Source organism: Pseudoclavibacter sp. RFBG4, from assembly GCF_002931515.1.
Lineage (GTDB): Bacteria > Actinomycetota > Actinomycetes > Actinomycetales > Microbacteriaceae > Pseudoclavibacter.
Genome location: NZ_PSYC01000020.1, coordinates 135,279 through 160,414, shown reverse-complemented (window position 1 = coordinate 160,414; position 25,136 = coordinate 135,279). Strand labels below are relative to the sequence as shown.

Genomic DNA, 25,136 nt, shown 5'->3' with positions numbered 1-25,136 from the left:
CAGCATCGGCGCCGAACGCGGCGACCGGCAGTGAGGCGGGCGTCGGCCCACTCGAGTGACGAGCTCCCGGATGTCATGCAGGTGACGAGGAGAGTTCAGATTCCCTCAGGCACCGGCGATCACAGTGTACGCCAGGCGACCCGCAGGTTTCGACTCGGGAACGACGTGTCGTTGCCCCGCACAGACTCCGCTCTGGTGCGATAATCGTCAGGTGCCTCAACGCCCCTTCCCAGATCCCGACCGGCCGTACTTCACGCCGTCGAAGCGGGTCGCAGGCGACTGGAGCGCTCACATCGCGACGACGCTCGACCGCACTGCTGCCCTCCTCGCCGGCCTGACCGCTGAGCAATGGGATTCGCCGAGCAAGTGCGAGGGGTGGAGCGTCCGTGACGTCGCGGGTCACCTCACGTGGCGACTCGGCTCCCCCACCTCGACGCTCCTCCGCGACGCCTCCCGAGGCGTGATCCGCAACGGGCTGCGTGTGGACTCCTACCTCGACGACGTCGCCAAGCGCGAGGGCGCGGCCCCGACCGACGAGCTCGTCGCCCGCATCCGTGCGATCGCCGCCGAGAAGGTGGTCTCGCCGAACCGCGCGGGAATCTCCGAGCTCACGGAAGCCGTCGTCCACACCTACGACATGACCGAGGCGCTTGGCCTGCGCATCCGCCTCAGCCCGCGGTCGACGAGCGCGGTCGCACTCGTCCGAACACGAGTTCCGCTGACCTCGGCGGCCTCGCTCGCCAAGCGCAACCGCCTCCGCGCCACGGACGCCCGCTGGCAGATCGGTGACAAGGGCCCCGTGCTCGAGGCCACCGCCGCGCGGATCGTGCTGAGGCTCTTCGGTCGCGAGGTCACGCTCGACGAGCAACCGAGTCAGACGACGTAGCTCCCGCCGAGCGTCTCGGCAGCCTCTTCGACGTCGAGGGCCATGCGGTCCTTCAGCGCTTCGATGCTGTCGAACTTCTCCATGCCTCGGATGCGCTCGACGAACTCGAGCTCTGCGACGAGCCCGTAGAGGTCGATGCTCTCGCCGATGAGGTGCGCCTCGACCTGCTTGCGGGGCACCCCGTCGAACGTGGGGTTGTTGCCGATGGAGATCGCGGCTGGGGCCTCGACGTCACCGCCTCGGAACCACCCCGCGTACACGCCGTCTGCGGGGATGAGCCCCTCGAGCTCCGGGGACAGGTTGGCGGTCGGGAACCCGAGCTCGCGGCCTCGCTTGGCGCCGTGGACGACCTCGCCGACAAGCGAGTGATGGTGGCCGAGCACCTCGGCGGCCCCGCGGACGTCGCCGAGGGCGAGCAGTTCCCGAACCCAGGTCGATGAAGCGCGCCGTTCGAGGTGCGAGCGCTCGTCCTCGGCCGTCTCGTCGTCGGCGATGACGATCTCGAACCCGCTCGTCGCGGCGAGCTCACGCAGGAGATCGACATCTCCTGCGCCCTTGGCCCCGAAGCGGAAGTCCTTGCCCACGACGATGAGGCGCATGTGCAGAGCACCGACGAGCACCTCGCGCACGAACGCCTCGGGGCTCATCCCGGCGAGCTCGTCGTCGAACGGCAGGACGAGGGTCGCGCTGAGGCCTGTCTTCTCGAGGAGCTCGATCTTCTGTGAGAGCGAGGTGATCGGCTCGGGCTCGACGCCGGGCTTGATGAGCGAGAGCGGGTGCCGGTCGAAGGTGACCGCGACCGGTTCGATTCCGCGCGCGGAGGCCTCTTCGACGAGCCGCGAGAGCAGCCAACTGTGGCCCCGGTGGACTCCGTCGAACTTGCCGACCGTCACAGCGCTCGGCGTCGGCTCCGCTGGCAGCTCGGCCAGGTCAGTGAACAGCCGCACGTTCCCTCTTTCGTCTCGATCGTCCCGTCTCGAGCCATGCAATGCCGAGGATCGGGAGCACAAGAGGAATATACGCGTAGCCGACCCCGAAAGCCGACCAGACGGTATCCGAAGGGAACAGTTCCGGGTGGAACTCGGTGAGCGACCCGACCACGAGGACGCCGACGAGTTCGAACACGATCGTGCACCACGCGACGAGGTTCCACGCCCGCCCGTGCCGCACGAGCGCGATGGTCGCGAGCAGGTAGACGAGGGCGGCCGCGGCTGACAGCGAGTAGGCGAGGGGCGCCTCGTCGAGCTTCGACAGCAGCTGGTAGGAGCTGCGTCCCATCGATGCGAGCGCCAGCACCGCGTAGACCACGACGAGCACACGACCGGCGCCGTGGGCGCCGCGGTAGGCGCTCCCCGCAGCGTTCGATCCACGCGCGCGCATCATGACGCGACTCCGATGAACGGGCTGGCGCCGATCCAGATCTGGTGCATGCGGAACACCATGACGCCGATCGTGAGCGCCGCGACTCCCAGAATGATGGTCGACCACTTCGTGCGCTCGACGAGCCCCCAGAAGACAGCGGCCGGGGGGATGATCACGGCCACAACCCAGTACATCCAGAACTCGAGCGCGTCGCCGACTGGCTCGTTGCCGGTCGCAGGCGCGATGAGCGCCATCACGAACTGCACCACGAGCAGCAGCTCCACGAGTGCGACGGCGCCGACCGTGACGTCTCCCGGCTTGCGACCGCTCGCACCGGCGATGAGGCACAGGATGCCGGCCCCGGCGCTCACGAGGCAGAGGACCCACGTGAACCACTCGATCACGAGCCGGTTCCTGTCGGCATGTTGAACTCGGTCTTGAGCACGCCGGCGGATGCCCTGGCGATGCCGATGAGGCTGCCCTCCGGGTCGATGGCCGCGAGGAGGCCGTCCTCGGTGCCGTCTGCCACCCGGAGCTTCTTGCCGTTGCGAAGATCCGTGGCCTGCTGAGCGGTCGCCTCGAAGGCTGGGAAGCGCCGGAGGGCGGCCGCTGCGGGACTCAGCAGCCGAAGCTCGAGGTCCTGGGCGTCCGGCGCGACCGCGTCGGCGATGCCGAAGTCCCCCACGCGAGAGCGCCTGAGCGCGGTGAGATGCGCCCCCGTGCCCAGTGCGTCGCCGAGGTCCCGTGCGAGGGCGCGAATGTAGGTGCCCGATGAGCAGGCGACCCGGACCTCGAGGTCGAGCACCGGGGTCTCTCCGGCAAGCCCACTCCGCGAGGCCAGCAGCTCGAGCTCCGAGATCGTCACAGCTCGCGCGGCCAGCTTGACCTCCTCGCCGTCGCGCACCCGCTTGTACGCGCGAACCCCGTCGACCTTGATCGCGCTGACGGAAGACGGGATCTGACTGATCGGGCCTCGCAGGGCGGCCATGGCCGCCTCGATGCGCTCGGGGGTCACCGCAGCGACTGTTCCTGCCGGCGCTGTCGCCGTGAGCTCGCCTTCGGCGTCCTCGGTATTCGTCGACACGCCGAGACGAACCGTCGCGAAGTACTCCTTGTCGTCGCCGACGAAGTAGGTGAGCAGGCGGGTCGCTCCCCCGACGCCGAGGATCATGAGTCCGGATGCCATGGGATCGAGCGTGCCCGCGTGGCCGACCTTCCGCGTGCCGAGAGCCCGCCTGGTCATCGCGACGAGCGTGTGGCTGGTCGGGCCCTGCGGCTTGTCGAGGAGGAGGATGCCGTTCGGGCCAGGAGGTGGAGTCGTCATGTCCCCAACATTCTATGGTGCCCGTAGGCTCGTTCCCGGTCGTCGAGCGCGGCGACGACCGGAGGATGCGACTGGTTCGGGACGGGCGAAGGAGAGAACAGGATGCGAGTGGCGGTCATCGGGGTCGGTGCTGTTGGCGGCACGTTGGCCCTCCTCCTGGAGAGGGCGGGCCACGAGGTCGTCCTCGCCTCACGGCGGTCTCCGGCTGAGCCCGCGTCAGCCGAGCTGGCACATGAACGCCGACTCGTGCTCCGGGGCGCCTTCGGGGAACACAGCGCGACCTTCGAACAGGTCTCCGTTCTCCGCGGAGCATTCGACCTGGTGCTCGTCGCGGTCAAGGCGCAGGACACTCAGCACGCCGTCAGGCCCCACCTGCCAATCGTTGCCGCGACCACCACCGTGCTCGTGCAGAACGGCCTCGACGGAGTGTCGACGCTCGAGCGGATGCTCTCGGTCGTGCCCGACGAACAGCGGTCGGGAATCGTCGTCGGCGGCCTCGCCACCTTCGCCGTCAACAGGCCGGCACCCGACGAGATCGAAGCCACCGCGTCCGGACTGCTCATGCTCGGAGCCGCATCCCCCGACGACACCCACGGGCTGACAGCGGCGTCACAAGCGCTCGAGACAGCCGTCCACTGCGTCGTCACCGGAGACCTGCGCTCGGCGCAGTGGAGCAAGCTGCTCATCAACCAGGTCAACGCGATCCCGGCCGTGACCGGCGCCAGCGTGCAGGAGACCGGCCTGGACGGCGATCTGTCGGCGGTCCTCGCCGCGAGCATCGGCGAGCTGCTCGCCGTGGCAGCAGCCGAGGGTGCGCACCTCGAGGCCCTCGGGCCGCTCGACGAGACGCTGGCGACACTCGCGCGTTCCGTGCCGAAGGACGCCGAGGCCACCATTGCTCGCAACACCCGGCTCGCCGTGGAGCTCACCGCCGCGTTCGGAGCGACCCCCAACTACGCGTCGACGCTGCAGAGCATCCGCCGCGGTGAGGCGACGGAGATCGACGCGCTCAATGGTGCCGTCGTCGCCCACGGGCTCGCCCAGGGCGTCCCCACCCCGGTGAACGCGGCGCTCACCTCGCTGGTCCACGGGATCGAGCAGGGCGAACCGAGCCTCTCCCCCGCCGAGCTGCGGAGGACGGTCCTGACGTCGACGGTCAACGACTGGTTCGCTCGCGAGCAGCGCGCTCTCGCGTGGCGGGCGCCGGCGACCACCCCGTGGGGAGTGCTCGTGAGCGAGACCATGCTGCAGCAGACTCAGGCCGCGCGCGTCGAACCCAAATGGCTCGACTTCATGGAGCGGTGGCCGACGCCAGGCGCGATGGCGGAGGCATCCGAGGCTGAGGTTCTGAGGTTCTGGGACCGCCTCGGCTACCCGCGGCGAGCGCTCTGGCTCCTCGCCTGCGCACGCGCCATCACGGCCGAGCACGCCGGCGCCGTGCCGAGCACACGGGATGCGCTCCTCGCCCTTCCCGGCATCGGCCCGTACACGGCTTCGGCCGTCATGTCCTTCGCCCACGGTGTGCCCGAACCCGTCGTCGACACGAACGTGCGACGAGTGCTGTCCCGCGCCTTCCTCGGCGAAGAGACCCCGTGGGGTCCGTCGGCCGTCCGAGACGCGGCGGAGATGACAGCCGTCTCCCCGGGCGAGACGCGGTCAGCGAACCTCTGGAACGCGGCATCGATGGAACTCGGCGCCCTCGTGTGCACGGCCAAACGGCCGAACTGCGAGGTGTGCCCGATCGTGGCCGGCTGCGCTTGGTTCGCGGCCGGGCGACCACGCTCCAGCGCGGTCAGGAAGCGCCAGGCGAAGTTCGCTGGCTCGGACCGCGAGATGCGCGGCCTCGTCCTCAGAGAGCTCAGGGCCATCCCCGGTGGCGTGGAGATCGAGTTCCTCCGCGGCCACCTCGCCCCGGGAGGTCTCGATGAAGCCCGCTTCGAACGCGCCATCTCCTCACTGCAGAGCGACGGCCTGATCGTGCGCAGAGCTGAGGCGCAGATAGCGCTCGCCGGCGACTGATCGTCCAGTCGCCGGCGAGCGCCCAAGCTGCGGAGCTGAGGGTCAGGACTCCTCTGGCTCGTCCTTCTTCTCGTAGGGGTCGGCGTCGCCAGCGTAGCTCGCGGTCTTCGCCTGCTGCGCCGACGCCACATCACGATCGTGCGCCTCGCGGAGCAACGCAGCGATGGCGTCGGCGTTCTCGGGGATCGCGTCCGGAACGAACTCGAGGCTCGGCGTCAGGCGAGAGGTGATGTTCTTGCCCACCTCCGTGCGCAGCATGCCCGTCGCGCTCCGGAGAGCCGCCGCGGTGTCGCGGCGTTCCTTCTGGTCGCCGTAGACCGTGTAGAAGATGGTTGCGTGCTGGAGGTCCCCGGTGACGCGGACGTCGGTGATCGTGACGAACCCGAGTCTCGGGTCCTTGACGCCGCGCTCGAGCGTCTTCGCGACGATGACCTTGATGCGGTCTGCGAGTCGCAGTGCCCGTGAATGATCGACCATGATGGCTACTTTCTCGTGTGCTGGTGCAGAGCGTCAAATGCGTCTGCGGTGTCGAAACTGCTCAGCAGCTGAAGGCGGGGCCCCGGCCAGTTGGCCAGGACCCCGCCCGCGAGTCCGTGCTGAGACCAGCTCAGCGCAGCGACTCGGTCAAACAGCTAGACGCGAGGCTTCTCGACGAGCTCGGTCGTCTCGATCTCGTCACCGATCTGGATGTCGTTGTACTTGCCGAGCCCGATACCGCACTCGAAGTCCGTGCGGACCTCGGTGACGTCATCCTTGAATCGACGAAGCGAGTCGATCGCCAGGTTGTCCGCGATGACGATGCCGTCGCGGATGACGCGAGCCGTCGCGTTCCTGGTGATGGTTCCGCTGCGCACGATACATCCGGCGATGTTTCCGAACTTGGAGGAGCGGAACACCTCGCGGATCTCCGCGACACCCGACTGGACCTCTTCGAACTCGGGCTTGAGCATGCCCTTGAGCGAGTTCTCGATGTCCTCGAGTGCCCCGTAGATGACCGAGTAGAAGCGGACATCCACACCTTCACGAGCGGCGCGCTCGCGCGCCTTCGTGTCGGGGCGCACGTTGAAGCCGATGATGATGGCGTTGTCGACCGTGGCGAGGTTGACGTCGGACTCCGTGATGGCGCCGACACCGCGGTGGATGATGCGCAGCTGCACCGAGTCGTCCACATCGATCTTGAGCAGCGACTCCTCGAGTGCCTCGACGGCACCGGAGACGTCACCCTTGATGATGAGGTTGAGCGACTCGACCTTGCCCTCTTCGAGTGCACGAGTGAAGTCCTCGAGGCTGATGCGCTTGCGGGACTTCGCCAGGCTGGCGTTGCGCTCCACGGCTTCACGCTTCTCGGCGATCTGACGCGCGGTGCGGTCCTCTTCCGTGACGATGAAGGTGTCGCCTGCACGAGGAACGCTCGAGAGGCCCTGCACCTGGACTGGGCGCGACGGCTCAGCTTCGGTGACGACCTGACCGTTCTCGTCGAGCATGGCCCTGACGCGACCGTAGGCCGTGCCGGCCACGATCGGGTCTCCGACTCGGAGCGTTCCCGACTGGATGAGCACGGTCGCAACCGCACCGCGTCCCTTGTCGAGCTTCGCCTCGATCGCGATACCGCGCGCTTCCTTGTTGGGGTTGGCGCGCAGGTCGAGACCAGCATCTGCAGTCAGCAGGACGGCCTCGATGAGGCTGTCGATGTTGACGTTGTTGCGGGCAGAGACGTCGACGAACATCGTGTCGCCGCCGAACTCCTCGGCAACGAGTCCGTACTCGGTCAGCTGTGCGCGGACCTTCGACGGGTTCGCGTCTTCCTTGTCGACCTTGTTCACTGCGACGACGATCGGCACGTTGGCGGCCTGAGCGTGGTTGAGCGCCTCGACCGTCTGCGGCATGATGCCGTCGTCCGCCGCGACCACCAGGATCGCGATGTCGGTGACCTGGGCACCACGGGCACGCATGGCCGTGAAGGCCTCGTGACCTGGCGTGTCGATGAACGTGATGGCGCGTTCGATGCCCTCATGTTCGTGCCAGACCTGGTAGGCACCGATGTGCTGCGTGATGCCGCCCGCTTCTCCGTCGACGACGTTCGCGTTGCGGATCGCGTCGAGGAGGCGCGTCTTTCCGTGGTCGACGTGACCCATGACGGTGACAACCGGCGGCCGGATCTCGAGGACGTCGTCGCCTTCGTCCTCGGCTTCCTGGTCGAGGTCGATCGAGAAGCCCTCGAGGAGCTCACGGTCTTCGTCTTCCGGGCTGACGATCTGGATGCGGTAGCCGAGTTCCTCACCGAGGACCTCGAACGTCGCCTCGTCGAGCGACTCCGTCGCCGTGGCCATCTCACCGAGGTGGAACAGCACGGTCACGAGGTCGCCGGGGCTGGCGTCGATCTTCTCAGCGAAGTCCGAGATGGAGGCGCCACGACGCAGACGGATCGGCGTGCTGCCGTCTCCGCGACGGACCTTGACGCCGCCGACGCTCGGGGCTTCCCGCATCTCGAATTCTGCGCGCTTCGTCCGCTTGGACTTGCGTGCCTTCGACTTTCCGCCACCGCGACCGAACGCACCAGCGGTCGAGCCGCGACCGCGACCGCCACCTGGGCGACCGCCGCCGCCACCTGGGCGTGGAGCGAAGCCGCCACCTGCACCGGGGGCGCCACCTGGACGTCCGCCGCCGGCGCCGCCGGCACCCGGACGGCCGCCTGGCCGACCTGCACCTGCTGGCCGAGCTCCGGGGAGCACGCGGGGCTGACCTGGGCGCGGAGCTGCCGGGCGGGGTCCGCCTGGGCTCGCCGGACGAGGCCCGCCTGCGCCACCGGGGCGGGGTCCGCCGCCTGCTCCGCCACCTGGGCGCATGCCCTGGTTGGAAGCGAACGGGTTGTTGCCCGGGCGCGATCGGCCCATGCCCTGGCTCGACGCGAAGGGGTTGTTGCCCGGACGCGGTCCTGGACGAGGCCCACGGGGACGCGGGATCGAGGGGCTTGCGCCACCGTCGGCCTGAGCCGGCTTCGCGTCGCCGGGGGCAGCGGGACGCTGCGCGCTCGGCTTTGCGTCACCAGCGTCTGCCGCGGGTGCGGCCGGCGCGGCGGGAGCCGCTGCAGCGGCAGGCGCGGCGGGAGCTGCCTGAGCCGGTGCGGGAGCTGGCTCGGGCTTGCGCTTGGGCCCGGGAGTCGGGGCCGACGAGCCTGCTGGAGCAGCCTTCTTGGCCGGCTCGGCGGGGGCTGCCGGTGCAGAGGGAGCTGACGGGCCTGGCTTGCTGCCCGGACGCACGCTCGACGGCGTCGCTCCGCCGGGACGCGGAGCGCCCGGCTTTGAAGCCGCGGGAGCAGCAGCCTGAGGCTGCGCGCCGCCTGCGGCGTTGGACTTCAGTGCCTCGCGAAGGCGACGGGCCACGGGGGGCTCGACGCTCGACGAAGCGCTCTTAACGAACTCGCCCATGTCCTGAAGAGTCTTGAGGGCGGTCTTCGAATCGACGCCCATCTCGCTGGCGATTTCGTGTACGCGTGGTTTTGCCACTTTTCTCCTGTCTGGGGCCCGCCCAGATAGGAGCGGACCATTAAAAAAGTCGGATGTGCCTCATCGTGAGTCACTCATGAGTTGTCCATGGTCCGATCAGCCTTTTCTCGTGGTCGGAGCAGTGCGTTCGCCCTGCTCCAATGTGCTCGCGTGCCTGCTGAGCGCCTCGGTGTCCACCTTGCCTGTCTTGAAGGCCCGCAGGAATGCGCGCCGCTCAATCGCCAGCTTGGTGCACTCCGCGGTCGGATGGATCCAGGCTCCGCGCCCGGGGAGACTCGCCGAGATATCGACTTCGAGGCTTCCCTGACGAAGCACAACCCTGAGGAGCTGACTTCGTTCTGAGCGCGAACGGCACCCAACGCACGTTCGTACAGACGACATACTACCCCTCTGCGCGCGCTTCGTCTCCGTCTTCGAGGATCGAGTCGGGCTGGATGTCGATTCTCGCCCCCGTGAGCTTGGCGGCGAGGCGCGCATTCTGCCCCTCCTTGCCGATCGCGAGCGACAGCTGGAAGTCGGGAACGAGGGCACGAACTGCCTTCGTCGCGCGGTCGATCACGAACGCGCTCGACACCTTGGCCGGGCTGAGGGCGCTCGCCACGAACGTCGGCAGGTCGTCGGAGTAGTCGACGATGTCGATCTTCTCCTCGCCGAGCTCGTTGGTCACGGCACGAACGCGGGCACCGAGCTCGCCGATGCAGGCCCCCTTGGGGTTGATCCCCTCCTGGGTGGCGCGCACGGCGATCTTCGAGCGATGTCCGGCCTCGCGCGCCAGCGAGACGATCTCGACGACGCCGCTCGCGATCTCCGGCACCTCGAGCGCGAAGAGCTTGCGCACGAGCGACGGGTGGGTGCGCGAGACCGTGATCTGCGGCCCCTTGCTGCCACGCTCGACCTTGGTCACGAAGACGCGGAGGCGACGCCCGTGGGAGTAGTCCTCGCCTGGCACCTGCTCCTCAGGCGGCAGGATGGCCTCGACCGTTCCCAGATCGACGTGGATCATGCGGGGATTCGGCCCCTGCTGGATCACGCCAGCGACGATGTCGCCCTCACGCCCCCTGAACTCGCCGAGGACCTTGTCGTCGCCGATGTCGCGGATGCGCTGGTTGATGACCTGCTTGGCAGCGAACGCGGCCACTCGTCCGAAGTCGTCGGCCGGAAGCTGGGCCTCGCCGATGATCTCGCCCTCGTCGTCCATCTCCGGCACGAAGACGTTGACCTCACCGCTCTTGCGGTCGAGGTGCACGCGGGTCGAAGCCGGCGGCACGTCCTGGCCGAGTTCCTGCGACACGTGCTTCTCGTACGCGGTCAGGATCGCCTGCTCGAGAATGCTGGCAAGCTCCTCGAATGGAATCTCACGCTCTCGCTCGAGAATCCTCAGGACAGCAAGGTCGATCTTCATGGCGCTCCCTCTATTCAGATGAAAGAACGAGTTTACCGCATGCTGGCGCACAGAGCTCCCCGTCGGGCACGCGGGATGGGGCGAGCCGAGGCCCCATCCCGCAGTGAGCTCAGTTGCCGCGCTTGGACAGCAGCAGTTCGAGCACGTCGTCCTTGGAGACCGCGTCGCGCTCGTTCGTCCGGCGGTTCCAGAGCTCGACCTGCCCGTCGACTGCGCCCTTGCCCGCGATGACGATCCATGGCACGCCGAGCAGCTCGGCGTCACCGAACTTCACGCCGGGCGAGACCTTCTTGCGATCGTCGTAGAGCACGTCGAGACCAGCTGCATCGAACGCGGCCGAGAGCTCCTCCGCCACGGCGAAGGGCTCTTCGTTGCGTCCCGTCGCGACGATCTGCACGTCGAACGGAGCCACCTGCTCCGGCCAGATCAGGCCACGGTCGTCGTGGTTCGCCTCCGCGATGAGCGCGAGGTTGCGGGTCACGCCGATGCCGTAGGAGCCCATCGTCACGGTCGTGAGCTTGCCCTGCTCGTTGAGCACCTTGAGCCCGAGCGCCTCCGCGTACTTGCGGCCGAGCTGGAAGACGTGCCCGATCTCGGTGCCGCGCGCCGTCGTGATGGGGCCGCTGCCGTCGGGGGCCTGGTCGCCATCGCGGACCTCGGCGGCCCCGACCCGTGCATCTGCCGTGAAGTCGCGACCGGCGACCAGCGAGTGCACGTGCTTGCCCGCGACATTCGCGCCGGTGATCCAGCTCGATCCCTCGGCGACCGTCTCGTCGAGGAAGTAGGCCAGACCCGTGCTCGACTCCTCGCCGAGCACCTGCCCCTCGGCGGCCCACGGGCCGATGTAGCCGCGGACGAGACCGGGGTGCTTTGCGAAGTCCTCCGCCGTCGCGGCTTCCACCTCGGCAGGCTGCAGTGCGGTCTCGAGGCGCTTGAGGTCGAGCTCTCGATCACCGGGGATGCCGACGACGACGACGTCCCGGCTGCCATCCGTGTTCAGGCGGGCGATGACGACGTTCTTGAGCGTGTCCGCGGAAGTCCAGTCGCGGCCGTCGATCTTCGGCACGGTCTCATTCGCATGCGCGACGAGCGTCGCGATGGTCGGCGTATCGGGCGAATCGAAGACCGTGGCAGGGCCGACGGAGGCCGCATCGAGCGGCGCGGGGGTCGGTGCCGCGTAGGCCTCGACGTTGGCCGCGTAGCCGCCCGGCGAGCGCACGAAGGTGTCCTCCCCGACGGGCGTCGGGTGCAGGAACTCCTCACTGCGCGAGCCGCCCATGGCTCCTGCGTTGGCCGCGACGATGACGTACTCGAGACCGAGGCGGTCGAAGATGCGCTCGTAGGCATCCCGCTGCGCCTGGTAGCTCACATCCAGCCCGGCATCGTCGATGTCGAACGAGTAGGCGTCCTTCATCGTGAACTCGCGGCCGCGCAGCAGGCCGGCGCGGGGCCGTGCCTCGTCGCGGTACTTGTCCTGGATCTGGTAGATCGCGAGGGGCAGATCCTTGTAGGACGAGTAGAGATCCTTGACCGCGAGGGTGAAGGCCTCCTCGTGGGTGGGCGCCAGCACGAGCGGTGCGCCCTTCCGGTCCTCGAGGCGGAAGATACCGTCACCGAAGTCGTCGAGGCGCCCGGTGGCCTCGTAGAAGTCCGCGGGCAGGATCCCAGGGAAGTGGACCTCCTGGGCGCCGGCGGCCTCCATCTCCTCGCGGACGATCTGCTCGATGCGCCGCTTCACCTTCAGGCCGAGCGGCAGCCACGCGAAGACGCCAGGCGCCTGACGACGGATGTAGCCGGCGCGGACGAGGAGCCTGTGGCTTGCGACCTCGGCGTCGACGGGGTCTTCGCGGAGGGTGCGGACAAAGAGCTTGGAGAGGCGAGTAGTCACCCGGCCAATGCTAGTCGTGCACGAGGCCGTGCGCTGGCTCGTCGGTCGGGGGCATGGCCGCGCCGAAAGCGGCGCGGCCATGCTTCACCACGGCTTGTCGTACGACGAATCGCCCTCGGTCTCGCCGCGCTCCTGGTCGAGCTCATCCTGCCGATCCTGCTGGTTCTGCTCCAGCTTCTCCTCGAGCTCGGTCATCTCGGGCGACTGCGTCGACTCCGGGGGCTTGTCCCCCTCGTTCGGCTCCTGCGCCTCGGACTGCTCTTGCAGCTTCTGCTGGATGCGCTCGGTCGACTCGGTCGTCGGAGGCTCGAACTCGGTGGAGGCGCAGCTCGGGTCACGCGCATCCACGACGGCAAGCGCCTCCTGCCAGAGGGCGACGGCGCCGGCCTTGTCGTCTGCCGCAAGCCGCGCGTCGCCCAGGCGTTCGATCGTGATCGCGAGGTTGGCGCGGATCGGGCACTGCTGAGGCGGCTCTGCCATCGGGAGCGCTGTCTCGAGCTCGCTCCGAGCCTCATCGAGCAGCCCCAGTTGCAGCATCGAAGTGCCCGTGTTGTATGGGGCCTTCCAGCTCTCGAGGATGTTGACGAACTTCTGCTGCTGCGCCGAGTTCATGCTGCCCTCGTAGTCGGCCTCCGAGTAGAGGGACACCGTCCGATCAGCGATCACCGACATGCTGATGAGCTTCGTCGCGAACGCGGCCGCGAGGAGCGCGAACGGGATGCTGAACACGATGAAGCGCCGACGGCGCCTCGCGGCTCTGGCCGCGTCCGGAAGCGCAGATCGCGGGGTCCTGGTGCGTCGACTCATGCGGAACCTCCCCTTGCCCTGCTCAGTTCGATGAAGTGGCGAATGGACTCCCAGACGTCACGGAGCAGCAGGAGGAACGCCGCTGCCGCGAGCATCCAGTACACCTCGAACGCGGTCTCCGCGCTCCCACCCGTCTGCGTCACCCGGCTGCTGTCGATATCGGCGGCGACGACCTCGGTACCCGGTTCGCGGATCTCGAGCGGCACCACGAGATCGTCGGCGATGGTCTGCAGAGCCGCCGGGTCGATGACCGAGAGCGCCTGCTGGCCCTGCGCATCCACGATGTAGCTCGACTCACCGGTATCCAGCGTGCCTGCGGTCTCCTTCATCGGACCACCCGCCTCCGTCCCGTAGCCGAGGACCGCACCCCCCGCGAGATACCCGGCCAGCCCTCGGAAGGAGTCCGGCTCGGTGTCGGCGGTCTGCTCGCCGTCGCCCAGGTAGTAGACGATGCGTGCCCGCTCGGGTTCGGCCTCAGCCGCGGCCTTGAGGACGTCCTCGACCAGCGGCTCCGCAATCGAGATGGAGCTGCCACGCGAGTACTGCGTCACCTCAGGACGAAGCGTCTGCACAAGCGAGTCGAGCGCCGTCGTATCCGCGGTGAACGGCAGTCGCTGCACGGCGGCGGCATCGAAGGTGACCACCCCGAAGCGCGCGCCCTCGTGAGCCGCCGCGAGTGCCGAGATGTCCGCCTTTGCCCCGTCGAGCCTCGGCGCGCCGTCCCAGTCCTCAGCGACCATGCTCGCCGTCGTGTCGACGACGAACAGCACGTCCACGTCGCTCTCGAGGTTCGGCGCCGAGGCGCTCCCGATGCCCGGACGGAACGCCGCGAGCACGACGAGCGCGCACGCAGCGAGCCGGAGCGCCCAGTTTATTCGCCGACGTCGGTCTGCTGCCCGGACGAGCGCGAAGACGCAGAAGCCGAGCAGCGCCATGCCGAGCAGGACCAGGACGAACGCGGGGAGGATCGGATTCCAGGTCATAGTCGGAGCCTCCAGGCGAGCACGACGTAGATGGACGCGAACACCAGCATGAGCATGAGCCACACATTCGGCCGGTCGGTGATGAGCAGCTGGGGCTGACCGACCATGAGCGAGGTCTGCTCGCTCGTGATCTGGTCGACGATGCCGGACACGCTCGCGGGGTCGGTGAGCTTGAAATAGCTCCCGTCCGCCTGCAGGACCGTCGTCCGGAACTGGTCCGCGAACGCGTCCTCGAACTGGTTCGCGTCGAGCGCGTAGATCGTGATGCCACGCGCCTCGGTGTACTCCGCCGCCTCGGGGAACGAGACGAGCGGATCCCCGTTGACGGCGTTGTCCGTCGCGAAGATGATCGACCGCGACCGGCCGTCATCGGCCGCAGGATCGAACTCGCCGAAGGTCATCGCACAGGACGCGAGTCCGTCTCCCACGAGCGACGCGCCTGCCGCACTCTGCGTGCCCTGGGCAAAGGAGTACTCGGCGTTGGATCCGCCCGAAGCGGACTCCATCTCATCACGGACCTGCTGCAGCTGCGTCTCGACGAAGGCGTAGTCATCGGTCAGGGGAAAGAGCTGGACCGCGGTTGCATCCCACAGCATGAGCGACATCCGCTCCCCGTCGAAGCCGGGAAGCATCTCGAGGTACCGATCGAGGACCTCGACGTCGTACTCCACCATCGAGCCCGAGATGTCGAGGCAGAGGACGATGTCCCTGTTGAACTTCTCCGGGGACTCGACGCGCTGGTAGACCCAGCGGCCCGCTGCGACGCTCGTCACCGCCAGGAGGATCGCGAGCACGACACCGACCGCGGTCATGAGGCTCGAGTACCGAGCCACCGCGCGACGGTAGGCCGGGAGTCTCGTGAGACGCCGGGAGTTCGCGACCGGGATCGCGTTGACCTGGCCTTTCCTCCGCATCCTCCACCAGGCGACACCCGCGACGATCGCCGCGGCCGCGATCAGGGAGAGACTCAGCCACCACATCGCTACCGCCACGTCGCGATCACCTCCCGCGCCGCCGCCACGCCGGCCTCAGCACCACTCGGATCGTGCGCCCCGAAGACCATCGGGTAGTACTGGCCGACCGTGTGGGAGACACCGCGCAGCTCCGTGCGCCTGAGGTCGGTGAGCGTCATCTTGTCTGCTGGCACGGTCGAGACAGCCGCGACGAAGCCGCGGACCAGCACGCTCAGCTCGGCGTGGGCTCGGCGGGGAGTGAGCTCCCCCGCTGCCGCCCTCGCAGCCACCTCGTCCACACGTTCCAGGTACTCCTGCTGCAGCGCACGCACGGGAGGCCTGGCCGGCGGGAGCACTGGCGCGGCCTTGGGCGGCCTCGGACGCGTCAGGTAGACGGCGAGGAAGTAGTAGGCGACGATGGCCGCGAGGATCAGGAACCCGAGCACCAGCCAGAACTGGGCATAGTCGATGACGGGGATGACGGTCCCCTCTGGCGGTTGCACATCAGCGGCGAACATTCGCCCTCGCTTTCAGGAGAGCCAGGAGGACCGGAGCGACCTGCTGCTCGCTCGCGACCTCGGCGTAGGAGACCGCGTTCGCCTCGAACGTCTGCTCCATCTCGATGGTGCGCTTCTGCTCCGCGTACTCGAACTCTCGCTCGAGCAGCCGGTCGCCGCCGAAGAGACTCGGCATGGCCCAGTTGCCCTCGACATCGAATGCCAGCTCACCGCGCCTCCCTCGGAGGTGCGGCTCGGCATCCGTGATCTGGAGCCAGACGATCTCATGCTGCGCGGCAAGACGACGGACGAGGGCAGCTCGTTCCTCGTCCCAGTCGAACTCGTCGGCGATGACGACGAGGAGCGCCCGATGACGAACCGTGAGGCGGACCCGCTCGAGGATCGCATTCATATCGCTCGTGGCCGCGCCGAGGCCCACGCCGTCGTAGACCGCGTGCAGCATCCGCTCGAGCGCCGACGACGTGCTGCGGAACGGCAGCTGCCTGATGCCGTCAGAGCTGCCCGTGACGAGCCCCACCTCGTCGCCGTGCCGGATGGCGAGGTAGCCGAGGATGCCGAGGGCGGAGACGAGCACCTCGCGCTTCGGCTCGCCACTCGCCGAGAGCGCCGCCATGTTGCGCCCGCCATCGACTGCGAAGAGCACCCGGTGCCGCCGCTCGGCGACATAGCGCTTCACGAGCGGCTGACCCGTCCTTGCGCTCGCCTTCCAGTCGATGTCCTTGATCTCGTCACCCGGGACGTACTCCCGCAGGTCGTCGAAGTCCATGCTGCGGCCACGCAGGTGCGACGAGTACTGACCGTCGAGCATGTGCAGCACGCGCCGTCGCGCGTGCAGGAACATCTTCGACTTGACCTTCGAGAGGAGGGGTCGCTCGCTTGCCATGGTCACGGAGTGCGGACAGCCCCGAGCACGGCGTCGATGATCTGCTCGACGCGGACACCCGTGGCATCCGCCTCGAAGCCCAGGATGATGCGGTGGCGGAGGATGCGGTGCGCGAGCCTGCGCACGTCCTCTGGGACCACGTGGTCGCGCCCCTGCAGCAGCGCGACGGCTCGCGCGCCCTTGGCGAAGTTGATTGAGGCGCGTGGGGAGGCGCCGACCTCGACCAGGCGTGCGAGCTCTGGCGCGATGTACTCGCCTGCGTGGCGGGTGACGTAGACGAGGCCAACGATGTACTCCGTGATCGCCTTGTCGACGTAGACGCGGGAAGTGAGGTCCTGCAGGCGAGTGACGTCCTGCAGATCGACAGCGGCGGGCTCGCCGTGCTCGAACACACCCTCATCGATGCGCCTCAGGATCTCGGACTCCTCTGCGGGATTCGGGTACTCGAGCACATCCTTGAGCATGAACCGGTCGAGCTGCGCCTCTGGCAGGACGTAGGTTCCCTCCTGCTCGATCGGGTTCTGCGTCGCGATCACGAGGAACGGGTCCGGCAGCGGGTAGAGCGTGCCGCCGATGGTGGTCTGGCGTTCCTGCATGGCCTCGAGCATGGCCGACTGGGTCTTGGCGCTCGAGCGATTGATCTCGTCGAGGAGCACGAAGTTCGCGTGGACGGGCCCGAGCTGCGTCGAGAAGCGGTGCTCGGCCGCGTCGTAGATCTGGGTGCCGACGATGTCGGACGGGAGCAGGTCGGGGGTGCACTGGATGCGGCTGAAGGAACCGCGCACCGACTGCGCGAGCGTCTGCGCCGCCGTCGTCTTCGCGAGGCCGGGGACCGACTCCAGCAGCACGTGTCCGCCAGACATGAGCCCGACCAGCAGCGTCTCGCGGAGCTGCGTCTGGCCCACGACCTTGTGGGCGAAGGCCCGCGAGACGGCACCGATGGACCTGCCCGCTTCCTGGAGCTCCTGCTGGCTGAGCTTGAGCTGCTGACCGCCGACAATCGTCACGGATCCTTCTTCCTGCGGCGGGGTCTGCCTGCCGACTCTTGTGATCTCGCCTCGTGCACTTCAGTGTTTTCCAAGGGAAAGCGTAATGATCTCGCCCATCCCCCGCGTTCAGCTATCCGGAGGCTACTCGAACAGCCGGATCGGATTGACGATGTCAACGTAGATGAACAGCGCGCTCATCGCCATGAGGCACCCCGCGATGACCAAGGTCACCGGCAGGAGCTTTGCGGTGTCGAAGGGGCCAGGGTCTGGGCGTCCGAAGAGCTTCGCGAGGCGACGACGGATCCCGTCGATGAGGGCTGCGAGCACGTGACCGCCGTCGAGCGGCGGCAATGGCACCAGGTTGATGACGCCGAGCGCGATGTTGACGGATGCGACCAGCTGGACGATCGTCGCGACCCTGTCCACGACCGGGATGCTCGTCTCCGCGGCCACCTCCCCCGTGATGCGTCCGACTCCGACGACGCTCATGGGCCCGTTCGGGTCTCGTTCGGCGCCCCCGAATCCGGCGTTCCACATCTCGACGATGCGCTCCGGGATGGTGATGAGGAAGTTCCCGACGGCGCGCACGTTCGCCTCAGCCATCGTGAACGCGTAGAGCGGCGACTGACGGGTGCGCTCCTGCGTTGGAGTGATGCCGACGAACCCGACCTCCTCGGTCACGTAGGAGCCATCTGCGGCTTCGACGCGCGCTCCCGTCAGCTCGTCGAGCTCGTAGACGGTGTTCACCCGGGGAGTGAGCTCGAGCTGCAGCTGCTCACCGGCCCGCTCGACGCCCAGCGAGATCGAGGCCCCTGGACTCACTCGGATCGCGTCCTGCAGCACGTCCCAGTTGTCCGCGGGCACGCCGTCGACGCTCGTGATCGTGTCCCCAGGCAGGAGCCCGGCCTCGAACGCTGGCGCGGGCGTCTCGCAGGGCTCCCCCTCGGCCGGCGCCACCGCGCCGGCGGCGACGACGCACTCGTACACCGAGCCGACCGTGGTCGATGGCTGGTAGAGACCGAACCCCGAGCACACGATCATGAATCCGAGGATGGCGATGACGAAGTTCATGGCGGGCCCGCCGACCATGATGACGATGCGCTTCCAGACGGGCAGAGACGCATAGGTGCGCGCCTCCTCGCCGGGTTCGACTCCCTCGGCGGAAGCCAGCCTGGCGTCGTCGATCATGCTCGACATGAACCCGGTGCCGCCCGTGCGAGCGGCCTCGCCTGCCTTGGCGGGCGGGTACATGCCGATCATCGCGACGTAGCCGCCGAGCGGGATCGCCTTGACTCCGTACTCCGTCTCGCCACGTCGACGGGAGAACAGCGTCGGCCCGAAGCCGATCATGTACTGCGTGACCCGCACGCCGAAGCGCTTGGCGGGCACGAGATGGCCCACTTCGTGCAGCGCGATCGACGCCGCGAGGCCGATGACTGCGGCCAGCACGCCGACGATGAAGAGCAAGACAGATTCCACGGGGGTCAAGCGTAGACCTGCTGAGCCGCCCTCTTGCTGTCGATCCGCCTTGGCCGCCGGGCCGGGGGCTGCCGTCGATGCGGGTCATGCACCCCGTAGGCTTGCCCGATCATGAGCCAAGCATCATCCCTGCCGGCTGAAGCCGCCGTCGAACTCGCCATCGTCACTCGATCAGGCTTCGTGGAATCCAGGCATATCGGAGCCGCGGTGGTCACCAATGCGGACGCCACCCTCCGGGCCGAGCTCGGCGACGGGCACCAGCCGGTGTTCCCTCGATCGACCCTCAAGCTGTTCCAGGCGCAGACTGCACTCGCGCTCGGCGCGCAGCTGACGGATGAGCAGACGGCGATCGCATGCGGGAGCCACTCGGGCTCCCCGGCTCACGTCGCGCACGTGCGCGAGATCCTCCATGCCTCGGGCCTCGACGACCGCGCGCTCGCCTGTCCGGCTTCCTGGCCGAGAGACCGCGCCTCGAGGGACGCCCTCGTTCGAGCGGGCGAGGCATCGGCGGCCGTGTACATGGAGTGCAGCGGCAAGCACGCGGCCATGCTGGCTGCCTGCGTGGCGCAGGGCTGGCCGGTCGAGGGCTACCTCGCCGCCGAGCATCCCCTGCAGCTCGCCGTCAAGGACACGATCGAGCGGATGACCAGGGAACGCCCGAGCGCGGTGGGCATCGACGGCTGCGGCGCGCCAGTCTTCGCTGTGAGCCTCGTCGGGTTGGCGTCCGCCGCGAGCCGCCTCGCCACATCGAGCCCAGCTTCTCCGTTCCCGCTCTTCAAGGCCGCGGCGTCCGTCTGGCGTTCGGTCCTCGCGAACGGCTGGCTCATCGAGGGCCACGAGCGGCCGAACTCGATCGTCGTGTCGGAGTTGGGCGTCCTGGCGAAGTCCGGCGCCGAGGGTGTGCTCGTCATGGCCGCCCCCGACGGCACGGCAGTCGCCCTGAAGATGCTCGACGGCTCCAGCCGCGCCAGCACGCTCGTCGGCCTGCAGCTGCTCGTGGCGGCTGGGGCGACCGATGTGACCCGTGTGCAGCAGCTGCTGCCGCGCCTCGGCCTCGAGGTCCTGGGTGGGGGCGTGCTCGTCGGCGAGATCATGGTGGGGTCGGCGGTCCCGACGAGTCTCTAGCTCGAAAACCGCTGGGCCCGTCGACGCGCGCCTCTTCATCAGTCCAATGAACCCGGGTCATCTCACCGGTGAGACTTCGGAGAACGGCGCCCCGCCGGGCATCCAGGACCGGTGGCGGCAGCGGATCACCCCGCAGCAGCGTCCGGTGCTCCCCCGTGCTCAGACCTGAGAGCAGGACCGGATGCTCTGCGGCCAGTCGAGACAGCAGTCCGAACTGCGCCTGCCAGTCGTCGACGACGCCGAGGACGGCGCGCCTCGGCGCGGCATCCGTGTTCCGCGCCGGCGCCGGTCCCGCGTCAGCTGCGCGATCGGCGAGCCAGGCACCGAGAGTCGTGCAGGTGAAGCCCCGTGCTTCGAGGATGCGGCGAAGGGGTTCGATACGGCGCGCAGCAACCAGCAGGTTCTCAGTCCCGGTCTGTGCAAGGGCATCTCGTTGGTCTCCCGAGTCATCGGAGCGTGCTCGATGCGCTCGGAGGGGTCGTGTCGCACGCGCGACCTGGCAGGGAAGACCGTGCCAGTTCGCTCGCCCCGGTCCGGCATGGCTGCGGTGATCTGAGGGCTCTCCCCCTGCCATGACGTAGGCGGCGCGATCGCCGCCGACCAGACGCAGCGTCTGAGCTGCGGCAGCCACCAGCACCGAAGCATGACCCGTTGCTCTGCTCGCGGTGAACACGACGGCGGGGAACCCGGTGGCTGAGCGGCGAAGGAGCAGCGTCAATCGCTCGGCGAAGGCGGAGCGATACGGCTCATCGACCTGCGACAGGAACAGGTCGACGTCGTCGGCGAGGAGCAGCCCGTGGCGAGACGTGAGCTCGGGGCTCCAGAGCTGGTCCCAAGCCGTCTCCGGATCATCGCTGAGCACGACGACAGCGGGCGATTCGGCGCCATGCACGGTCCGTGCCGTCTCGGCGAGCATCGCGAGGCATCCGGTCTTGCCCGTGCGCGGCCCGCCGATGACCAGCATCGCCCCGAGCTCCGGAGAGAAGACGGCGGTCGGCTGACGTCGGAGCTCCGTGTCGTCCGCGATACCGAAAGCGAGGCCCCGTCCGCTGGGTTCATCGAGGGTGCCGGACGCATCGAGGGTGCTGGCGGCGATCTCCGCCGGCAGCGCGGGGAGCCAGGGAGGCCGCGGGAGCGCCCCGCCGAGATGCGCCTCGCGCTCTGCGCAGGCTCGGATGCACGCCGCGATCGTGTCCGGTGAGGATCGCCGCACCTGCACCTGCGCCGCCCCCTCGCCCGCCACGACGATCGCGAGTCCGGGCGTCGACACGGGCAGCTTGGCCGCGGCCCCGGTGCCGATGACGGCTGTGCTGTCCGCCTCTGCGATGACGCGCAGGCTGATGCGGACGCTGCAGTTCGCGAGCGTCGCTCCCCTGACCGCGGATGCAGGCTGCTGGGCACAGAGGATGAGGTGGACGCCGAGGCTCCTCCCGCGCGCGGAGATGTCGGAGAACACGGCTTGGAGCTCGGCATCCGAGTCGACGAGCGCCTGGTACTCGTCGACGACGACGACGAGCCGAGCAAGGCTCGGCACCTCGCCCACATGCTTCGCACCGGCAGCACGGATTGCCCGCTCACGGAAGCGGATCTCGGCGCTGAGACTCGTCGCCGCCCTCCGCGCCTCGTCGTCGTCGAGATCCGTGACCACGCCAACGCAGTGCGGGAGGGTGGCGATCGGGTCGAAGGTGGCGCCGCCCTTGAAGTCGAAGCAGAGCACCTGCACGTCACGAGTGGACCTCGTGGCCGTCATCGCGAGGACCCAGGTGACCAGCAGCTCGCTCTTGCCGGATCCGGTCGTCCCGCCGACAACGGCATGGGGTCCGGCCGCGACGAGGTCGACCTCGAACGCCACACCGTCCTGGGTGCCGATCGGTGCCGCGAGCGATGCGTGATGGGGTGCCCTCCTCAGGCGAAGCGTCGACGATGCAGCGGCGTCACCGACCGGGCCCTCGATCAGCTGGCCGGACTCGGGCCGCGCGCTCCGTTGGGCGAAAGCGCGCAGCTCCTCGACGGTGACAAGCTCCGGTCTCACCGTCTGAGACTGGCCGTCAGCGAGCTCCACGCTCGCCCGCACCGGGCTCAGCATCCGGATGCGGAGCTCACGAGGCGGGGTGCGCTGACGCGGCGAGGGGCCAGGGCCATCGGCGCGGGAGTCGAGGTCGACGCCGAAGTCGAGGAGCATCCCCGGGCCGCGATCCGCCGTGAGGACCGGGCGCCAGTCTCCTCGGAGCCCTCGGATTTCACCGTTCAGTGCCTCCCCGACCGCGCCGGCGCCGATGGTGACGCGGCCGGCGGCGCGCTGGGTCAGCAGCGCGCGACTGGCCGCCAGAATCAGGTGCCGATTGCCGGTGAGTCTGACCCTCTCGCTGTCGGCCACGACGGGAGCATCATCGAGGACGAGGAACGGCTCGAGGCGCGCCTGAGCCTCGTCGGGCAGCTCGCGGAGCTGTCCGTGGATCTTGAACCGGGCGCGCACACGCCCGAAGCCCAGGATCAGCTGCGACTCGCGGGCAGCGGAGCACCCCGAGATGAGCCTCCGAGCTCCAGGCGCGGAACGATGGAGTTCTCGGAGGTCACGGTGAGCGAGCCCCCGGGCCTCACGCACGCAGACATCGAGTTCGCTCTCGAAGACCGCCTGAGCTCGCCCGTGCTCTGCTCGCGACTGACGTCTCGATTCCGCGTAGCTGGCCACCGCCATCACAGGTCCCAGCACCGCGAAGGCCAGCATCACGGGCGAGGACAGCAGCGCCCAGAGGGCGAGTGCGACGACAACCGGTGCGACGGCCATGAGCGTGGGAAAGACGACCGTGCGTGCACCGGGGACGCTGGCGGGCAGGTGGACGACTCCGTCTGCCGGTGCTGACCCCTCGCCGACTGCGAATCCGTCGGGGGGCGTCGACCCGACCTGTTCGCTAGCCTTCACGCCAGACCGCAGACCCGCTCTCGGTCTCGGTCTCTGTGTCGGCGTCTGTGTCGGCGTCTGTGTCGGTATCGGTGTCGGCGTCGGTGAGCCAATCCTGGACATCCGAGAGCCACGGCGGCAGCACGCAGCGCTCGACAAGCCAGACGACGCTCGCGGCCACCCGGTCATCCGGGCGACGAGCAAGAGCGCGCTGAGCGAACGCCGCCCCGGCGCTCGCACGTCCCGAAGCCCACTCGAGCCAGGCGATGCCCGCGAGCAGACCGGGTTCCTCGTCGAGGTCCACGAGCGCGCCGAGATCGCGGAGGCAGGCGACAGCCGTGCGAACCCGTTCTCGCGAGAACGCCGGCAGTTGCGGCCCTGTGCTCTCCCCCGGCAGCAGGCTCGCCCAGATCGGCGACAGCGACAGGAGCTCGTCTCGATCACCGAAGGCGACCGTTATCAGGAGGAGCTCGGACGTCCGACGCCCGCGCAGCATGCAGAGCAGCCCTGCGAGCTGCGCGTCGCTCAGTCCGGAGCCGCCGCCCTCGGGCGTGAGCGCTGCGAGCCACCCCTGGCGCATCCCGGAGAAGTCGTCCTCGCCCTCGTGCACCTGGGCGTGCCGTTCGTCGGCCTCCGCGAACGCCCTCCTGCGTCCGGCCGGGGCCGATGCGATCTCGGCGTGGATCACCGGCTCTGCCGCCTCACGCCACGCGTCCTGAGCGCCGAGTGCCCTCGGCCCGACATCGCAGCAATCGGGATCATCGCAGCCGTACACGCCCCAGGCGTCCAACGCTCTGCAGAGGCAGAGCACAACCTCGATGCCCGCTCGGTCACCGAACTCGACAAGAGCTTCTGCCAACTCCGAGTGCGGTGGCATCGGGCCGCTGCCGAACGGGAGGTTCGGGCTCAAGACGAAGACCACGCGCTCGATGTTGCTGAGATATGCCAGGTGCCCGATTACGGCACTCGCGTACGGTGCTGCGTTGACCGCACGCGAGTTCGACAGACTGGGCAGGTCGAATCGCAGAACCACACCCCCTCGTCGGCCGCTGAGCGGGATGGCTACGAGCGAGCCGACCGGCGAGTACCCCAGGAGCTTGGGGACCGCGTCGAGGATCTGCTTGGGCGTGCTGAGTCGAATCCGTTCCATAGGCAGAAGCTAGGTGGATACCAGTCTGCCGCGATCCCCGAGACATCAGGCTGTGGAGAACGACACGAGTCGAGGCGCAGGAACACCGGAGAGAGAAGAGCACGCCACGTGGAACCGAATCCACGTGGCGTGCTCTCTGAGACGACTTGCCCGCCTATCAGTGCTGGGGCGGGTTCTGCTGACCGTACGGCTGCTGGTTCCCCGGGTTCTGCCCGAGGGGCGGCTGCTGCGTCGGGGCCTGGCCGTATGGCTGCTGCGCGGGCGGCTGACCGTACCCCTGCTGGGTCGGGGCCTGGCCATACGGCTGCTGCGCGGGCGGCTGACCGTACCCCTGCTGGGTCGGGGCCTGACCATACGGCTGCTGCGCGGGAGCCTGCCCGTACCCCTGCTGAGCAGGAGCCTGGCCGTATGGCTGCTGGACGGGAGCGCCCTGCTGCGGGTATCCGACGGCACCCTGAGGCTGGCCGTAGGCCTGCGAGCCGAGGTTCATGAGCGCGGGGTTCCAGCGAGAGCTGTCGAACCCGACGATGGCGAACCAGACGATGGGCAGGAAGATGTAGAGCACGACCCACGCGCCGCCCTTGCCGAAACCCTGTCCGATTCGGTACGCCGCGATGGCGAGCAGCACGACCAGGGCGATGTTCACGCCGGGAATGAAGCCGACGAGCACCCACCATCCGGGGAAGCCCGCTGCTTCGACGAAGGTCCACTGGTTGTAGACGGGGACCCAGGCCTTCCAGGCCTCGATTCCCATCTTGGTGAACACCTTCGACATCAGCCACGAGGAGAGGGCGTAGGCGCCGAGGAGAATGACGAAGTAGAGCAGGATTCCTAGCGCGCCGATTCCTGCTGCGGTCTGATCGCCGTAGGAGAAGATTTCCATGGAGGAGTCACTTTCTGATATTCAGTCGACGTCTGCGTCGCGTGCTCGATGTGCACGCGAGTCAGCGTAGGCAGACT

General features: G+C 68.5%; 22 protein-coding genes. 3 read left to right on the top strand and 19 right to left on the bottom strand.

Annotated features, from left to right (window positions below):
• Positions 1-211 precede the first annotated feature (211 nt).
• A complete protein-coding gene (locus tag C5E10_RS05830) occupies positions 212-886 on the top strand; it encodes a maleylpyruvate isomerase family mycothiol-dependent enzyme (protein WP_181062664.1) in 675 nt (224 codons plus the stop codon).
• On the opposite strand, the gene C5E10_RS05825 is transcribed toward C5E10_RS05830, so the two are convergent.
• From C5E10_RS05825 to truB, 4 genes are read right to left on the bottom strand one after another with little or no spacing between them, the layout of a single operon-like run.
• Entirely contained in the window at positions 874-1,833 is a 960-nt protein-coding gene (locus C5E10_RS05825) for a bifunctional riboflavin kinase/FAD synthetase (protein WP_104330833.1), read from the bottom strand. The two genes, C5E10_RS05830 and C5E10_RS05825, sit on opposite strands and share 13 nt — an antisense overlap.
• Positions 1,817-2,269: a hypothetical protein gene (locus C5E10_RS05820; protein ID WP_104330832.1), complete on the bottom strand. Its 453-nt coding sequence runs from the start codon at positions 2,267-2,269 to the stop codon at positions 1,817-1,819. The genes C5E10_RS05825 and C5E10_RS05820 overlap by 17 nt, the downstream gene beginning before the upstream one ends.
• Positions 2,266-2,652, bottom strand: coding sequence for a hypothetical protein (locus C5E10_RS05815; RefSeq protein WP_104298639.1), 387 nt, complete (start codon positions 2,650-2,652; stop codon positions 2,266-2,268). The genes C5E10_RS05820 and C5E10_RS05815 overlap by 4 nt, the downstream gene beginning before the upstream one ends.
• Positions 2,649-3,572, bottom strand: a complete 924-nt coding sequence (truB, locus tag C5E10_RS05810; RefSeq protein WP_104330831.1) for a tRNA pseudouridine(55) synthase TruB — start codon at positions 3,570-3,572, stop codon at positions 2,649-2,651. Before truB ends, C5E10_RS05815 begins: the two co-directional genes overlap by 4 nt.
• Positions 3,573-3,674: 102 nt before the next feature.
• Here truB and C5E10_RS05805 point away from each other — a divergent pair, with 102 nt between their 5' ends.
• The gene (locus C5E10_RS05805) at positions 3,675-5,591 is read left to right on the top strand and encodes a 2-dehydropantoate 2-reductase (RefSeq protein ID WP_104330830.1); all 1,917 of its coding nucleotides are present in this window, start codon (positions 3,675-3,677) and stop codon (positions 5,589-5,591) included.
• 42 nt (positions 5,592-5,633) lie between these two features.
• On the opposite strand, the gene rbfA is transcribed toward C5E10_RS05805, so the two are convergent.
• From rbfA to C5E10_RS05745, 12 genes are all read right to left on the bottom strand, one after another.
• Positions 5,634-6,068 carry a 30S ribosome-binding factor RbfA gene (gene rbfA, locus C5E10_RS05800; RefSeq protein ID WP_104330829.1) on the bottom strand — a complete coding sequence of 145 codons (435 nt, stop codon included), beginning with the start codon at positions 6,066-6,068 and terminating at the stop codon, positions 5,634-5,636.
• Between the two features lie 155 nt (positions 6,069-6,223).
• On the bottom strand, positions 6,224-9,097 hold the full coding sequence (gene infB, locus C5E10_RS05795; protein ID WP_104330828.1) for a translation initiation factor IF-2: 2,874 nt from the start codon (positions 9,095-9,097) through the stop codon (positions 6,224-6,226).
• A 96-nt stretch (positions 9,098-9,193) separates the two neighbouring features.
• A complete protein-coding gene (locus C5E10_RS05790) occupies positions 9,194-9,478 on the bottom strand; it encodes a YlxR family protein (RefSeq protein ID WP_104241475.1) in 285 nt (94 codons plus the stop codon).
• 1 nt (position 9,479) lies between these two features.
• Positions 9,480-10,499, bottom strand: coding sequence for a transcription termination factor NusA (gene nusA / locus C5E10_RS05785; protein WP_104330827.1), 1,020 nt, complete (start codon positions 10,497-10,499; stop codon positions 9,480-9,482).
• 109 nt (positions 10,500-10,608) lie between these two features.
• Positions 10,609-12,387: a proline--tRNA ligase gene (locus C5E10_RS05780; protein ID WP_181062663.1), complete on the bottom strand. Its 1,779-nt coding sequence runs from the start codon at positions 12,385-12,387 to the stop codon at positions 10,609-10,611.
• 84 nt (positions 12,388-12,471) lie between these two features.
• Positions 12,472-13,194: a tetratricopeptide repeat protein gene (locus C5E10_RS05775; protein WP_104330825.1), complete on the bottom strand. Its 723-nt coding sequence runs from the start codon at positions 13,192-13,194 to the stop codon at positions 12,472-12,474.
• On the bottom strand, positions 13,191-14,177 hold the full coding sequence (locus tag C5E10_RS05770) for a VWA domain-containing protein (protein ID WP_104330824.1): 987 nt from the start codon (positions 14,175-14,177) through the stop codon (positions 13,191-13,193). The genes C5E10_RS05775 and C5E10_RS05770 overlap by 4 nt, the downstream gene beginning before the upstream one ends.
• A complete protein-coding gene (locus C5E10_RS05765) occupies positions 14,174-15,169 on the bottom strand; it encodes a VWA domain-containing protein (RefSeq protein ID WP_146080172.1) in 996 nt (331 codons plus the stop codon). The genes C5E10_RS05770 and C5E10_RS05765 overlap by 4 nt, the downstream gene beginning before the upstream one ends.
• The gene (locus C5E10_RS05760) at positions 15,160-15,648 is read right to left on the bottom strand and encodes a hypothetical protein (protein ID WP_104330822.1); all 489 of its coding nucleotides are present in this window, start codon (positions 15,646-15,648) and stop codon (positions 15,160-15,162) included. The genes C5E10_RS05765 and C5E10_RS05760 overlap by 10 nt, the downstream gene beginning before the upstream one ends.
• On the bottom strand, positions 15,635-16,531 hold the full coding sequence (locus C5E10_RS05755; protein ID WP_104330821.1) for a DUF58 domain-containing protein: 897 nt from the start codon (positions 16,529-16,531) through the stop codon (positions 15,635-15,637). Before C5E10_RS05755 ends, C5E10_RS05760 begins: the two co-directional genes overlap by 14 nt.
• A 2-nt stretch (positions 16,532-16,533) precedes the next feature.
• Positions 16,534-17,538: an AAA family ATPase gene (locus C5E10_RS05750; RefSeq protein ID WP_374953485.1), complete on the bottom strand. Its 1,005-nt coding sequence runs from the start codon at positions 17,536-17,538 to the stop codon at positions 16,534-16,536.
• Positions 17,539-17,661: 123 nt separating this feature from the next.
• Positions 17,662-18,999 (bottom strand): RIP metalloprotease, encoded by a 1,338-nt coding sequence (locus tag C5E10_RS05745; protein WP_181062662.1) that lies wholly within the window; start codon positions 18,997-18,999, stop codon positions 17,662-17,664.
• A gap of 111 nt (positions 19,000-19,110) precedes the next feature.
• Here C5E10_RS05745 and C5E10_RS05740 point away from each other — a divergent pair, with 111 nt between their 5' ends.
• Complete coding sequence (locus tag C5E10_RS05740) at positions 19,111-20,124, top strand: asparaginase (RefSeq protein WP_104330819.1); 1,014 nt, start codon at positions 19,111-19,113, stop codon at positions 20,122-20,124.
• Here the strand turns inward: C5E10_RS05740 and C5E10_RS05735 are convergent.
• The 3 genes from C5E10_RS05735 to C5E10_RS19100 form a co-directional block, all read right to left on the bottom strand.
• Complete coding sequence (locus tag C5E10_RS05735) at positions 20,090-23,047, bottom strand: FtsK/SpoIIIE domain-containing protein (protein ID WP_104330818.1); 2,958 nt, start codon at positions 23,045-23,047, stop codon at positions 20,090-20,092. The two genes, C5E10_RS05740 and C5E10_RS05735, sit on opposite strands and share 35 nt — an antisense overlap.
• Positions 23,037-24,176 carry a DUF4192 family protein gene (locus C5E10_RS05730; RefSeq protein WP_104330817.1) on the bottom strand — a complete coding sequence of 380 codons (1,140 nt, stop codon included), beginning with the start codon at positions 24,174-24,176 and terminating at the stop codon, positions 23,037-23,039. Before C5E10_RS05730 ends, C5E10_RS05735 begins: the two co-directional genes overlap by 11 nt.
• Positions 24,177-24,333: 157 nt before the next feature.
• Positions 24,334-25,059, bottom strand: a complete 726-nt coding sequence (locus C5E10_RS19100; protein WP_181057798.1) for a DUF5684 domain-containing protein — start codon at positions 25,057-25,059, stop codon at positions 24,334-24,336.
• Positions 25,060-25,136 lie beyond the last annotated feature (77 nt).